The organism is Snodgrassella alvi, assembly GCF_002777745.1.
In the GTDB taxonomy this organism is placed as follows: Bacteria; Pseudomonadota; Gammaproteobacteria; order Burkholderiales; family Neisseriaceae; genus Snodgrassella; species Snodgrassella alvi_D.
Genome location: NZ_MEIO01000028.1, coordinates 65,155 through 79,077, shown reverse-complemented (window position 1 = coordinate 79,077; position 13,923 = coordinate 65,155). Strand labels below are relative to the sequence as shown.

18 protein-coding genes are annotated in these 13,923 nt (G+C 43.8%); all 18 read left to right on the top strand.

Annotated elements, in window-relative coordinates:
• The first annotated feature begins 4 nt into the window (after positions 1-4).
• The 18 genes from BHC51_RS04040 to BHC51_RS03955 all read left to right on the top strand — a co-directional run bounded on the left by BHC51_RS04040 (position 5) and on the right by BHC51_RS03955 (position 13,913).
• Positions 5-520, top strand: a complete 516-nt coding sequence (locus BHC51_RS04040; RefSeq protein ID WP_093090178.1) for a phage major tail tube protein — start codon at positions 5-7, stop codon at positions 518-520.
• A 127-nt stretch (positions 521-647) separates the two neighbouring features.
• Entirely contained in the window at positions 648-932 is a 285-nt protein-coding gene (locus BHC51_RS04035) for a phage tail assembly protein (RefSeq protein WP_037407665.1), read from the top strand.
• Complete coding sequence (locus tag BHC51_RS04030; protein ID WP_080701806.1) at positions 874-1,080, top strand: GpE family phage tail protein; 207 nt, start codon at positions 874-876, stop codon at positions 1,078-1,080. The genes BHC51_RS04035 and BHC51_RS04030 overlap by 59 nt, the downstream gene beginning before the upstream one ends.
• A gap of 163 nt (positions 1,081-1,243) precedes the next feature.
• A complete protein-coding gene (locus BHC51_RS04025; protein WP_100153380.1) occupies positions 1,244-3,769 on the top strand; it encodes a phage tail tape measure protein in 2,526 nt (841 codons plus the stop codon).
• A complete protein-coding gene (locus tag BHC51_RS04020; protein WP_100153379.1) occupies positions 3,769-4,665 on the top strand; it encodes a phage tail protein in 897 nt (298 codons plus the stop codon). The genes BHC51_RS04025 and BHC51_RS04020 overlap by 1 nt, the downstream gene beginning before the upstream one ends.
• 2 nt (positions 4,666-4,667) lie before the next feature.
• Positions 4,668-4,889: a tail protein X gene (locus BHC51_RS04015; protein ID WP_100100638.1), complete on the top strand. Its 222-nt coding sequence runs from the start codon at positions 4,668-4,670 to the stop codon at positions 4,887-4,889.
• Complete coding sequence (locus BHC51_RS04010) at positions 4,877-5,974, top strand: phage late control D family protein (RefSeq protein WP_100123776.1); 1,098 nt, start codon at positions 4,877-4,879, stop codon at positions 5,972-5,974. The genes BHC51_RS04015 and BHC51_RS04010 overlap by 13 nt, the downstream gene beginning before the upstream one ends.
• Positions 5,958-6,587 carry a phage baseplate assembly protein V gene (locus BHC51_RS04005; RefSeq protein ID WP_100153392.1) on the top strand — a complete coding sequence of 210 codons (630 nt, stop codon included), beginning with the start codon at positions 5,958-5,960 and terminating at the stop codon, positions 6,585-6,587. The genes BHC51_RS04010 and BHC51_RS04005 overlap by 17 nt, the downstream gene beginning before the upstream one ends.
• 80 nt (positions 6,588-6,667) lie before the next feature.
• Positions 6,668-7,039: a GPW/gp25 family protein gene (locus BHC51_RS04000; RefSeq protein ID WP_100153378.1), complete on the top strand. Its 372-nt coding sequence runs from the start codon at positions 6,668-6,670 to the stop codon at positions 7,037-7,039.
• Positions 7,036-8,181 (top strand): baseplate assembly protein, encoded by a 1,146-nt coding sequence (locus BHC51_RS03995; RefSeq protein ID WP_100153377.1) that lies wholly within the window; start codon positions 7,036-7,038, stop codon positions 8,179-8,181. The genes BHC51_RS04000 and BHC51_RS03995 overlap by 4 nt, the downstream gene beginning before the upstream one ends.
• On the top strand, positions 8,174-8,752 hold the full coding sequence (locus BHC51_RS03990) for a phage tail protein (protein WP_100123780.1): 579 nt from the start codon (positions 8,174-8,176) through the stop codon (positions 8,750-8,752). The genes BHC51_RS03995 and BHC51_RS03990 overlap by 8 nt, the downstream gene beginning before the upstream one ends.
• Complete coding sequence (locus tag BHC51_RS13005) at positions 8,752-9,732, top strand: phage tail protein (RefSeq protein WP_100153376.1); 981 nt, start codon at positions 8,752-8,754, stop codon at positions 9,730-9,732. The genes BHC51_RS03990 and BHC51_RS13005 overlap by 1 nt, the downstream gene beginning before the upstream one ends.
• Before the next feature lie 9 nt (positions 9,733-9,741).
• On the top strand, positions 9,742-10,335 hold the full coding sequence (locus tag BHC51_RS03980) for a tail fiber assembly protein (protein ID WP_100153375.1): 594 nt from the start codon (positions 9,742-9,744) through the stop codon (positions 10,333-10,335).
• Positions 10,336-10,846: 511 nt separating this feature from the next.
• Entirely contained in the window at positions 10,847-11,461 is a 615-nt protein-coding gene (locus BHC51_RS03975) for a phage protein Gp37 (RefSeq protein WP_100153374.1), read from the top strand.
• Between the two features lie 16 nt (positions 11,462-11,477).
• Positions 11,478-11,666, top strand: coding sequence for a DUF2635 domain-containing protein (locus tag BHC51_RS03970; protein WP_218965848.1), 189 nt, complete (start codon positions 11,478-11,480; stop codon positions 11,664-11,666).
• Positions 11,666-13,090, top strand: a complete 1,425-nt coding sequence (locus BHC51_RS03965; RefSeq protein ID WP_218966373.1) for a phage tail sheath subtilisin-like domain-containing protein — start codon at positions 11,666-11,668, stop codon at positions 13,088-13,090. The genes BHC51_RS03970 and BHC51_RS03965 overlap by 1 nt, the downstream gene beginning before the upstream one ends.
• Before the next feature lie 59 nt (positions 13,091-13,149).
• The gene (locus BHC51_RS03960; RefSeq protein WP_093090215.1) at positions 13,150-13,536 is read left to right on the top strand and encodes a phage tail protein; all 387 of its coding nucleotides are present in this window, start codon (positions 13,150-13,152) and stop codon (positions 13,534-13,536) included.
• On the top strand, positions 13,536-13,913 hold the full coding sequence (locus tag BHC51_RS03955; RefSeq protein ID WP_100123784.1) for a hypothetical protein: 378 nt from the start codon (positions 13,536-13,538) through the stop codon (positions 13,911-13,913). Before BHC51_RS03960 ends, BHC51_RS03955 begins: the two co-directional genes overlap by 1 nt.
• Positions 13,914-13,923: the final 10 nt, after the last annotated feature.

The window sequence follows — 13,923 nt, the reverse complement described above, 5'->3', positions numbered from 1 at the left end:
AGTTATGACAGAATTTAATGCAATTTATAATGCCAATGTTTATGTTAATGGTAATAGTCAGTTAGGCCGTGCCAGTCAGTTTAAATTACCGGATATTTCTGTTGGACAAACAGAAACTAAAGGATTAGGGCTGGTGGGTTCGGTGAAGCTGCCCAGTGGTATTGAGGCGCTGGAAGGGGAAATTACCTGGAACAGTTTTTATCCCGATGTATTTACTAAGGTTTATAATCCGTTTAAAGCATGCCAGCTGATGGTACGTGCCAATGTGCAGGCATTTAATGCTTCCGGTCTGGCCGCAGAAGTACCGATGGTGGTGATGGTGATGGCTACGTTCAGCAAGAATCCGTTAGGCACTTATAAACCAAAAGAAAAGGCAGAATTTGCCAGTACTTTCCAGGCTACGGAAATTCATCAGACGGTTTCAGGCCGTGAGGTTTTGTATTACAACGCGTTTACTAATCAGTATCGGGTAAATGGTGTGGATATGCTGGCGCAGATGCGCGCAAATATTGGTATGTAATTTATTTTCGATTTGAAATAATGTAGTTGAATGCTCACGCTGATTATCAGGGTGGGCATTTTTTATGGTGGAAATGTTTTTCTGCGCTGAATGAATTTCGGCGTTATTAATGATTCAAGGAATAGATATGGCACAAACTGAAGCGCAACAGCTGCAAGAACAATTGGGTACAGGTAAGGTTATCAAGTTGGTAGAACCGCTGCAAACGCCCAATGGTGTGGTAACGGAACTGACACTGCGTCGGGTACGAGTTAAGGATTTTAAACGTGCCGCTGAGCAGTATCCGGATAATGTAGTACTGCAGGAAGCTCTGTGTCTGGCTATGGCCTCAGGCTTGCAAAGTGAAGATTTTGATGAGCTATCGTGGGAGGATTACGCGCTGGTGCGTCAGTTTTGTCTGGGTACTCACTGATTGGGATGGTTTTTATCAGGCTGCTGCGGATTTAGCGTGGTGGTTTGGTTTTTCTCCGGCAGATATTGATGAGATGTCTCTGGATGAAATTTTACAATGGCAGCAACAGGCTAACCGGCAGATTAAGGCTAAATACAGCAAGCTGTAAGCGGTTGCTGTCTGTTGTGAGTGTACCGTTAATATATTGCTGGTTTGTGGCAGAGGCTGTGAACTGGCAATAGTAACGGTAATGATTTTTATGAATAATAAATAATAAGTTGGTGAATTCCAGTATCAATTAAGATAATGGATAGAAATGCATTGGTGCTGTTATGGATAGTGGATTTGTTTCTGATTTTGGTGAGGTACAGCGTTCTGTCAAGGCCTTTGGTTCTGCTATCGGTGTGGCGACCAGACAGATTGAGGAGATGGGGAGATCTATACGGGGTTTGCAGGTGAAAATCCAGTCTCTGGATAATTTTTCTGCAGCCACTGCAAAAGCAGTCAGCGCGCAGAATAGGCTAACTCAGGCAGTAGACAGATATAACAAAATTCTGGAACAGCGCAAGAAAATTGGTGGAGAATTAGCTAAAACCCAAAGCACTATTAAGACTTTGATGAAACCGGTTGAGAAATCGGTGAAAATTCACATGGAACGTGAAACGGCAGAAACTGGACTAAAACAGGCTGTGATGCAGAAAGATGGCAGCATGGGCAGGTTTAATCAGATTAATGCCCAGTCTACGCAGCTGAGTCTTGAGCAACAGGGTAATAAAAATGATTATACTCATCTTGCCACTAATATGAAGCTGGCTAATATGTCTGATGATGCGGTGCTTCAGGGGGGGATGAAGGCAATTGCCGGTTTTAATGTGTTATTTGGCAAGAAGATTGAGGACATTTCTGTAGCTAAGGGGTTAATGCAGACTTATAAGCTGAAGGATACGGAATTGTCTGCTGGTCTGGATGCTGTCCAGAAAATTGCTCACTCGTCAGGTATGAGTCTGGAGGATATCGAAAAATCCCAGGCTGCTATGGCTTCGCCATTACAAAGACTGCATCTGACTGGTTTGCAGAATCAGCAAAAAATATATGCCCTTGAGGGAATGGCAATACATGGTGGTGTAAGCAGGTCTGATGCTGCCGATGGTATGGGGGAATTTCTGGATAGGCTGGCACAGGGGCCGAAAGCTATGCAGCAGGCAACTTCTGCGATGAGTACAGAAATGCGCCAGATGATGCAGAAATCAGGTGTGAAGTTTAGTCTGTTTAATAAAGACGACTCACTTAAAGATATGCATGTGGTTGTAGGTGAGCTGGAGGCAAATTTTAATAAAGTTAAAGCGAAATATGGTGACCGTGCTGCATTTAATATGATGGATGCTGTATTTGGCAAGAGTGGCGGACAGATTGCTTCAGCAGCAGCTCAGGGCGGCGGTACTGGTTTTGCTGCGATGCAAACCCGAATGGGTAATCAGCCATCTTTGGATCAGCGTACCCAGCTTCAGACTAATACGCTTGCGGTTAGTATGGATAATTTACACGATGCGGTTATTGAGGTAAGCAATGCTTTTGGTGCAACGCTGGCACCCGAAATTAATACTTTTGCTCAGGTGGCCAAAGATGTGCTGCTCAATACGGTATTGCCTTTTATTCAGAAGCATCCAGCGCTGATTAAATCTGTGGTGGCTTTTGGTGTAGGTTTGGCCGGGCTGCGGATGACGCTGCTTTTGGTGCGTTATGCCATCACTATGGTTACTGGTCCGCTGGCGCTATTACGTACTATTTTTGCCCGTTTTCAGATTGCACGTGACCTCAAGCAGGGTGGTTCGGTGTTTCAGCGTTTACGTTCCGCTATTACCTCAGTGGGAAAGTCTGCCGGCTCATTGCGCCAGAAGCTGTTGTCTTTTGGCAGCAGGCTGGCTGGTGTGGGCAAGAATTTTGCGGTGTTCAATAAGGGGCGCTCAGCACTGGGTTTACTGCAAAAGGCATTTGCCACGATTGGGCGTACTGCCATTGCGCCAATTAAGAAAATTGTGCAGTCATTTGGTCTGATTACCAAAGTAGCAAAACCTTTGTTTACGGTTTTTTCCAGTCTGGGCAGGGGTTTCAGTGCATTGGGTAAAGGCCGTATTGTGCTGAATCTGCTGCGCCACGCGATTATGGCCGTAGGCAGGGCTTTTTTGATGACGCCTATAGGTTTGGTTGCTCTGGCAATTGGTGCAGCAGCATTGTTGATTTATAAATATTGGCAACCAATTAAGAATTTTTTTGTTGGTTTATGGGATACAGTTAAAACTAAATTTGAAGCAGGAATGAAATTTTTTAAGGAATTACCGGCAAAATTCAGTGAGTTTGGACGCAATATTATTGATGGTCTGGTTAAAAGTTTCACTGAGGGTATTACTAAGGCTATTAATGCTGTAGGTGAATTTGCCAGTAAAATTATTAATAAGGCTAAATCTGTATTTGGCATTAATTCGCCTAGCCGTGTATTTAAGAGTATTGGTGGTTCGTTGATGGAGGGCATGCATCTGGGCGTTGACCTCGGTGCAGATAAACCAGTAACGGCAATAGGTGTGGCTGCTGACCGCATACAGCAGAAATTTAAAAGCCGCTCTGGTACGTTAACGGCTCAGTTTAATGAAAAGATGCAGCTTAATGCAGCAGAATTTGCGCAGAACCGCTATCCGGCAGGACATGATTCCGGTGCAGTAACTATTAATTTTAATCCGACTATTCAGGTTAACGGTAATGCAGACCGTACTGTGATTCAGCAGGCACTGGCGCTGAGTCAGCGTGAATTTGAGCAGATGTACCGGCGCATGATACAGGCAAAAGAGTTGAGGAGTTACTGATGTATGCAATGCTGGGGGATATTCGTTTTGAAGTACTGGAGAGTTTCAGCAGTTATGAAGAAACGCACAGTGCTGTCTTTGCTAAACATGATGTATTGGCCGGACGCCCGCGTTTGCAGGCTACCGGTAATGATCTGACTAACATTCGTTTCGGTATGTTGCTGCACTGGAAACTGGGTAATCCGGATAGTGCCTATACTGCACTGATTAATGCCAAGGAGGCGCAGCAGGCGTTGGCGCTGGTGTTTGGGTCTGGACGGTTTGTTGGCTGGTTTGTTATTCAGCAGTTGAGTAGTACTACTTTGATTCAGGATGCACAGGGACGTACTGCCGCGCGTGAAATCAGTGTTGAGCTGCTTGAATTTGTTGGTGATCCGAATAATCCGTTACCAACGCCGGGCATCATGAAGGGTCAGAATCCGCTGCTTTCTTTTATGCCGGATTCGATTAAAGGGGCTGTTAACAAGGTTGCGGCGGCGGTACAGACAGGGGTACGTATTTATCATGCAGTTGAACATGATGTTACCGAAATTCAGAATTTAATCACGCGGGCGCGTACTGTACAGCATAATACTTCTGGCTGGCTGGGTATGATTGCCGATGCGCTGACTGTTGGCGGCCAGACGCTAAGCAAACTAAATACTTTGCCTGAGGTAGGTGCATGGTTTAGTGATCTGTCTGGTGCGGCAGATTTTCTGTCATATACCGGTCAGGCCGCTCATCAGCTGGAGGAATGTGTGAATCTGATTCAGACCGGTTATGACAGTGGTGAGTGGGGAGACTGGCTGGATAAGAGTGAAAGGCTGTTATCGATGGTGGAGGATAGTATCAGTAATGCGACTACCGGCGCCCAGTCATTAATGGCGTGGCTGGCCGCGAGAAAGGATGAGGCCTGATTATGGTTGATTCAGTTTTGCAATATCAGACTTGTGAAGGGGATCGCTGGGATTTGATTGCACATAAATACTATGGTGATGCCACGATGCTTGACCGGCTGATTGCCGCTAATCCGCATTTACCGCTGGCTGAACAGTTTACTGCCAATCTGACGGTACTGATTCCAGTCATTCAGTCGGATACGCATACAGCACAGGAGGATATGCCACCATGGATGCGTTAAGTATGCTGACAGGAGTATCCGGTTTGGGGCGAACCCATCCAGTTACGATGCCAGACTTTACTATAGGCTATGAGAAAAAAGATATTACTCTGGCAATAAGGCCTTATCTGCTTAGTATCAACTATACGGATTATCTGGGCGAACAATCGGATGAGTTGTCAGTATCGTTTGAGGATACGGATGGCAGATGGCTGCGTAGCTGGTATCCGAATCAGGGTGATGTGTTATCGTTTGCACTGGGAGACCAGTTTACCGGTATGGTAAATCTGGGCAATTTTGAGATTGCTGATATTGATTATGCGTTCAAGCCCAATGTGATCACTCTGAAAGCTCTCTCCACGGGGATTACCCGTGCCAGCCGCACTTTACAGCCAAGAGCATATGAGAAAACGACACTGGAAAAAATTGTGCAGATGGTGGCAGCGCGATTGCAGCTGGAAGTCAAAAATCCGATTGCCAAACTGGAAATTGAACGTATTACTCAGTATCAGGAAAGTGATGTGGAATTTCTGGCACGGCTGGCAAAGCAGTTTGGCTATACTTTTAAAATCGTCGACCAGACTTTAGCTTTTATTGCCAATACGGAATTAACGGCACAAGAACCAGTGCTGGTGTTGCAGCCGGAAGAAGTAGTGTCTGCAAGTTTTCGTGATCAGCTCAAAGGTGTGCCTGATGAGGTAGTGGCTTGCGGCTATGATACTAAAGCTAAACAGGTGCGAACGGTAAAACGCAAGGGGCAGCCTTTGCGGCCGCAGAGTAAACAGAGCGCAAGTGGTGACATGTTAAAGATTGTGGCCAATAAGGGGGAATCGCAACAGCAGTTAACTGCACGTGCTGATGCTGCACTTACTGATGCACGTCAGTGTCAGGTAACCGGTAGTCTGGAGTTGTTTGGCAATGTAAAGCTGGTGGCCGGTCAGATTATACGTTTGCGCGGTTATGGCAAGATGTCGGGAAATTATCAGATTAAGCAGGCCAGCCATAATGTGAGTCGCAGTTCTGGTTATAGTACGTCTCTGGAAATCAATATGATCGAATATATAGCTGATGATGCCGATGGGGAAAAATATGCAGAAACTGTATGAATTTGGGGCAACCTTACAGTTTGGCGTTGTGGAAGCCATTGATGCTGGCAGGCATTTGCTTAAAGTAAATATTCCGGCACTGGAGAATATGCAGACTGACTGGCTGCCAATGCTTACTGCGGCCGCTGGCAGAAACTGCTTTTATTCTTTACCAGATGTAGGTGAGCTGGTGGCATGTATTCTTGATGCAAGAGGTGAAAGTGGAGTAGTTCTGGGAGCCTTATATAATCAGAATGATATTACCCCGACAAAAAGCAATGATATATGGATGAAAAAGTTTAGTAATGGCACGGTAATCAGTCATGATCGCAACAGTGGCGAGGTTTATGTGCATACTGCCGGCAAGGTGGTAGTAGAAGCAGATACGGTGTTGGTTCAGGCCAGTGAAATCACTTTGGATGCGCCGTCTACTACAGTTACAGGCAATTTACTGGTGCAGGGAAAATTAACCTATCAGGGCGGTATGGCCGGTTCTGGCGGGGGTAATGCAGCAGCATCGATTGCCGGCACGATTAGGGTTAAAGGAGGTGATGTGGTGGCAGATGGTAAAAGCCTTAAGGGTCACACTCATCCAGATCTGACTTCAGGTGGTAATACAGGTACACCGAATTGATGTTCAACTAAACGCTCATTCATACCCGTTTTTCATCCCTGCCAACAATGGCAGGGATTTTTTATTACTGGAAAAGAGCTATGACAATTACACCACGTACCCGCCACTGGCAGCTAGCACCGCAGGAAAGCGGTGGCGATATTGTGGCCGGCATTGATGATATTAATCAATGTATTTTGAATATTTTAATGACACGTAAGGGAACCGATGTTACCCGTCCGGCTTTTGGTTCTAACCATCTGGATTATCTGGATACACCAGAAGATGTATTTGTTCCCGGAGTGACTCGCGAAGTGATTCTGGCTATTCAGACATGGGAAAAGCGCGTGGTGGTGGAGCGCGTTAGCTTTACAGGTCATGCACCTGAGTTAACGATAACTGTCCACTGGCATATAGCAGGAGAGGTAGCAGGTGAAATTTATCAAACACATATTGGATTGGTGCGTAAATGACAGATTTAACTAAGCTGGCGCGGGCAGATGTAAAGGTAGTTGAAGACGATCTGGCAACAATTCTGGCTGAGACGATAACTGATTATCAGAATCGTACCGGCAAGGTATTACAGCCGGCGCATATTGAGCGTTTGCTGATTAATACTTATGCTTATCGCGAGGCACTGACTCGGCAACAGATAAATGAAGCTTATCGGCAGCAGCATGTACGCTTTGCTACTGGTTTAATGCTGGATTTATGCGGAGATGATGTTCATACACCAAGGTTACAGGCACAACCGGCTCAAACAACGCTGCGTTTTCAGGCCAAACTGACAGGTAAAGAACAGGTTGTGATTCCTAAAGGAACCAGAGTTACTGTAGATTCGCTGATATTTGCCACTGTTGAAGCAGGTTTGCTTACTGCTGCCAGTACCAGTATTGAGCTGGTTGCTGTCTGTCAGTCAACTGGTATTGTGGGCAATGGCTGGTCATCCGGACAGATTAATACTTTAATAGATCATGTGTCTGATGTAATTGAAGTTAAGGTTAGTAATATCACAACCTCAAGTGGCGGGGTAGATATTGAAAGTGATGATGCCTATCGGGTACGCATTCTGCTGGCACCGGAATCATTTTCAGTGGCTGGTCCGGTTGGTGCCTATGAATATTTTACCCGTCAGGTTAGTCAGGACATTATTGATGTTTATGTAACCAATGATACTGATAAAGAGGGTAACTCTTTAGGGGGAGTGGTTGCCGTAACTTTACTTACTAAAGCCGGCCTGCCATCAATGGAGCTGATTAATCAGGTACAGACAGCTTTATCGGATGAACGTGTACGTCCGTTATGTGATCGGGTAGTAGTACGTGCACCCAAAACTTTCAATTATCAGGTTGCTGCAACCCTAACGCTGTTTGTCGGTGCTGATGCTCAGGCAGTACTGACTGCGGCTAAAGCTGCTTGGCAGCAATATCAATATAGTCAGGAACAGCGACTAGGGGTAGATGTGGTGCCTCTGGTAATTCAATCTTTATTAAAGGTTGACGGAGTCTATAACGTTGCAACGCCAGAACTTAAACTGACTACAGTTGCAGCCGATACTTGGGCGCACTGTACTAATCTGAACCTCACCATAGCGGAGGAGGCTGTGGATGGCTAAGCTCACTTATGCTGATGTGATTGAACGAGACCAGCGTATGCGGGCACTGGCTGCTCTTGGCTTGCGGCTGGATATGGTCAGTACGCCACAGCTTATGCCTCGATTAGTAAATCTGGTACTGGCCGATCATCTTGAACTTTTGGCTGAAAGTCATTGTATTCTCGGCGTAAATGGCTACTGGTTGGCCGAAAGCGATCAGGCCAAACGCCAGTTGATTAAAGGTGCATATGAACTTCACCGCAGCAAGGGAACTCCTTGGGCGTTAAGAGAAATTGTTCGCCGTCTCGGTTTTGGTGAAATCACCATTATTGAGGGGCTTAATCATCAACAGCACAACGGGAATATTCAGCGCTCCGGTTTATATGTGCATGGACATAATGCTTACTGGGCGCATTACCGTATTTTGCTGAATAACCCGATTACCAATCAACAGGCCGCTTTATTACATCATACCCTGGCTGCTTTTGCGCCGGCACGCTGCGTGCTGGCCAGTCTGGATTATACCGCCGTACCGCTGCAACACAATGGACAGGCACAGCGTGATGGCTCGTTTAACAAAGGAACTGCTTAATGGCAAATTTAAAAGAAACTTCGTTCTGGGAAGAAGGCATTTATCAATGGGAAACATCCGATCCGGTACTGGGTGGTGAGAATGGTATCGATAATGTACCCACTCGCCAGCTGGCCAACCGGACTAAATGGTTAAAAGACAATAAACTGGACAAATCAGCAACCGCAACAAATGCAGTGAATGCGGAACAGGCCAAAAGAGCATCGATGGCTGACAAACTTACCAATGCCAGAAAAGTTGGTGGTGTGGTATTTAATGGTTCGGCAGATATCGATTTACCCGGAGTGAACAAACCCGGTAATCAGAATACATCGGGTAATGCGGCCACTGCGTCTAAATTATTTAAGCCCTGCAAAATTGGTGGTGTGGTGTTCGATGGCACTAAAGATATTGATTTACCGGGGGTGAATGTCAAAGGTAATCAGCATACTTTTGGTAATGCAGGATCAGCTTTTAGGTTATATAACCCTCGGAAGATTAATGGCGTGCCATTTGACGGTACGCAAGATATTAATGTGACGCCTGCTGGCGCAGTAATGTACTTCGCACAAGACTGGGCACCAACTGGCTGGTTAAAAGCCAATGGCGCGGCTGTTTCACGCACGGCATATGCGGGTTTATTTGCTGTACTTGGCACATATTATGGAGCAGGAGATGGATCAACAACTTTTAATCTGCCGGATTTACGTGGTGAATTTATTCGTGCTTATGATGATGGCAGGGGTGTTGACCAAGGAAGATGGCTTGGCCGATGGCAAACTGGTACTCCTATCAGTCATGATGACCCAGTAGGACCAGAAATTTTTGATATGGTGACGATGGATTATTCAGCAAGAAAGTTTGGCGATCCGTGGATTGGAGATTTACCAAAGGCTTTTTATTCGGAACCTTACAGTTATCAGAGACCGGCATGGTCAGGAAATTTTTTCACCATGACCAGACCACGTAATATCGCATTATTAGCTTGTATCAAAATTTAAGGATTAAAAATGAAAATATATGCTCCCACAATTCCTGTATGTCAGTTGGACGAAAACAACTACTTTGTTGGTATGACTACAGCAGATTTGGACCCATTAGAAGGTAATGGTCATTATCTAATACCAGGATTCTGCATTGAGGCGGATGAACCAAAGTTTAAAGCTGGTTATATCGCGCAATGGACTGGTGACTCATGGCAATATATCGAAGACCATCGTAGTGAAGTTGTTTATAGCAAAGAAACCGGACAGGAAATTAAAATCAGCGAACCGGGTGAGTTGCCGAAAACAGTGACAACTACCCCTTGTCCTGATTATTTCCATCATTGGTCAGAAAAAGAAAACAAATGGATTATGTCACCAGAAGCAGAGGCACAGAAACAGCAGCAGATAGATAACGAACGAAAGGCGAGAATTAATACATTATTATCTGTTGCCGCTGAAAAAATTGCAGCGTATCAAGATATGCTTGATTTTTCTGATACTGAAGAAGAAAGGCAAGAAGCAGAAAAGGGATTGCTTGCTTGGAGGAAGTACCGAGCTGCTTTATTAAAGTATCAGAAAGGTTTAATTTCTGATATGCCAAGCAAACCAGAAGAGTAACAAGGTTAGTACAGAAGAATTAGATAATAAAATTTCTGTACTTTTTTAAAATATTTATAAAAATTTTTTTGAAACGTAAAACTTTGCACTGGAAAACAAGTTATGGTGGAATTTTCTGACCAACATTTTACAAATTCGGCAGGATAATGTATTTGAAATGTGGGCAGAAGCCAGAACAATTTAAAATCTGATAAAAAATAGACATATATCCTCGTTTGCGGGCAAGTATCTGTTGCTTGCCTTAGTATGTCTGAGCATCAGGATGATAGGTACATCCTGTTTATATCTGTTGCAGCATTATATGCTACAGCCAGCTTTAACTATTTGTATGAAATTTCTGTGGAAGCAGGAAAAAATTATTATTTCATAAAATAAATTTGTATAAATACGTAATTATTATAAGCCATTATCCTGATTAATCTGTTTTAAACAGCATGAATCGGAGTAAGAAACAGATAAGCCATATTTGTGTATTTTATGATAAGTAAATATATTGAATTTATAGAAAGGAGTGAATAAATTAGCTGTGCTAAACAAAATCCAAAGTGAAATCATCACACGCCTGAAACAAGGGCTGGGCTCGATGGTTAATGAGGTTGGTTTGTATTTCGGCGGGCTGGAAAATAAAGAGGTTTTAACCAAGATAAGAAAGAAACCGGCTATTTTATTAACCTTTAATCAGGCACAGATAAATGCAAAAGGTTCTGAACGGCTACGTTTTGAACTGAGTGCCGGGTTTTATGTGGTGTGTATATCTAATCGTATTACAGATGAGCCACCTTATCCAAGTGCGGATATAAATGATCTGGTTTATGCGGTTTTACGTCTGCTTGCGGGGCAGAGATTAAATGAAGAATTAAACAGCTTTGGTTTACAGCCAAAAACGGTTCGTCCACTGTTTATATCCACATTAGATAGCAATACAGAAAATCTGGATATAGTCGCGGTTGAATTTGAAGCGGTATGTGATATTTATGGGATTGAAAGTGATCATTATCCAGAATACACCACTGATATAAATAATCCGGATTATGTTTTTAGTCTGTTTGCCGGCAAGCATTCTGAAGCGCCAGCTCAATTTGGTTCTTTAGTATTGAATATAAAAAATAAAAGTATACAGAACTGATTTATAACTAGTGTATATGAAAGAGAAGATGATCGTTCAAGCAGCAGATGGTTTACGCGTGCCAAAGGAAAATCGCGTTAATTCTTATATTACACATAACCCGGTTAAGGTTCCAGAAAGTCTCTATTACCGTCGATTGGTAGCTGATGGTGATCTGATAATGATAACGGAAAATTTAAAAAATGAAACAGGAGTAAAGGAATGATTGATAATATTCAGTTTGATACTGTGCGCAGTGATATTCGTGTACCAGGCCGGTATATTGAATTCAATACGCGTACTGCAGTAAGAGGCTTGCCAGCCAATCCGCAAAAAATGTTACTGATTGCATCTAGATTGCCAAAGAGTAAACAGCCGGCACTGACACCAGTACAATTATTTAGTGATGCTGATGCTGCTAACCTGTTTGGCCAGGGTTCCTGGGCATATTATTGTGTAAAACAGGCATTTGTTAATAATCCCTATCTGGATTTAACAGTGATTACTGTTGATGATGCGGTGCAAAGTAATCCTGCTGATGCAAGTGTAACCATTAAACATTTACCAGATAATTCTGGCGTTCTGACAGTAACCATTGGCGGAATTGATTGCCAGACTCGTGTAAGTAATGATGAGGCTATTCCTGATGTTACATCCAGAATGGCTGACATTATTAATGACGCGGAGATATTGGTCAGTGCCAATGCTGATGGCGCTAAAATTACATTAACAGCCAGAAATACGGGTTCGATTGGTAATGAAATTGCCTTAATGGTATCTTTTAGTGCAGACAGTGCTGACGCGAATCAAGCTTTCATCGATATAAAACCATTTCAGAATGGTAATGGGAATCAGGATATTGGTCCTGCTCTTGAGCAGGTAGCCGGCAAACATTACCATATTATCTGTAGTGCTTTTACTGATGATTTAAATGCCAGAAAATTATCTGATCATATTGATCTTGTATCCAATGCGATTGAAAAGCGTGGCTGTATCGGAGTGATGGGCTGGCGCGGCACACTCAGTACAGGCACCACTTTTGCTAATGAAATTAATAGTGGCCGTATTACCATAGCCTGGTATAAAAATGCCATGGAAGGCAATGGCATTATTGCAGCGGGTTATGCTGCTGTAATTGCTGGTGAAAATGATCCGGCTCGCCCACTCAATACACTGGAAATAAAAGGGCTGAGAAAAACAGCTGATGCCAGCTGGCCTCTGTTTGCTGAGTTTAACAGTGCTCTGTATAACGGGCTGACTCCTTTGCAGATCGTGAATAATCGGGTGCAGATTATGCGTGCCGTATCTACCTATGTGAAAAATGCCACAGGTACAGATGATCCGGCATTGCTGGATATCACCACGATTCGTACACTTGACTATGTACGTGATGCTGTTAATCAGCGTATCGCCTTACGTTTTCCGCGTGAGAAACTTTCAGAACGTACTCCGTTGAGGGTGCGCTCAGAAATTCTGGATGTATTGTATCAGTGTGAAAATGCCGAAATTCTGGAGGCGGTTCTGGAAAATAAGGATAAGTTGATTGTACAGCGTAATCCAAATGATCCAAACCGCCTGGATGCAGTTATCCCTGCCGATGTAGTCAATGGTCTGCATGTACTGGCCGCACGTGTGGATCTGTACTTATAAATTAATCATATAAGGTGTTAGTTTCAAGGTTAACACCTTGTCTATATAAAGGAAAAAATATGGCAAATAAAACAGGCGCTAAATATGCCGGTGCGGTAATTATGGAAGTGAATGGTCGTGAAGTGGAGATTATCAGCTTCAAACCGGAAGTGACAACCGGGCGTAAAGTAGTTAAGACCATGAACAAATCCGGCAAAGTGCGTGGTTATGCAGATGGTGTGACAGAATACACAATGAGTGTCAGTGCAGCCATTCCGCTGGATGAAAGTGGTATTGACTGGGACAACATCACCAATGCAAAAATTACTATTTACCCCCGTAATGCAGATGAAGCACGTATCAGCTATATAGGTTGTACCAGCACTAAATGTTCGGAAGAATACAGTGTAGAAAATGAAGCGCGTCGTGATATTGAAATGTTTGCATTGGATAAAGTGGTGGAATAATGTTAAAAGAGACTGGAAAGCTGGTTTATGGTCTGGCGTACAATGGCCAGATGTATTTTGATTATACTGTTAAGCCTCTGACTTTGGCAGATGAACTCAAGGCACTGGAAGTACTGGAAGAAACCGGTTTGATTGAAGATGTATCGGGTGCAAAAAAAGCCATTTTGACTACACTGGCTTATTGGGCACAACAATTGGAAGTTTCTGGTATTGATGCAGAAAACCTGAGTGTTGAATTTCTATTGCACAACCTTGCTTCAGAAGATTATCAGTCAATTTTAACCAGTATGGAATCTTTACGTTCAAAATCGATTGCCGCTGGCCAGTCAGACCCAGCGGCATCAGAGGAAGCGGACAGCAGCGTAGTTATGCAATAGCTCATAAAAA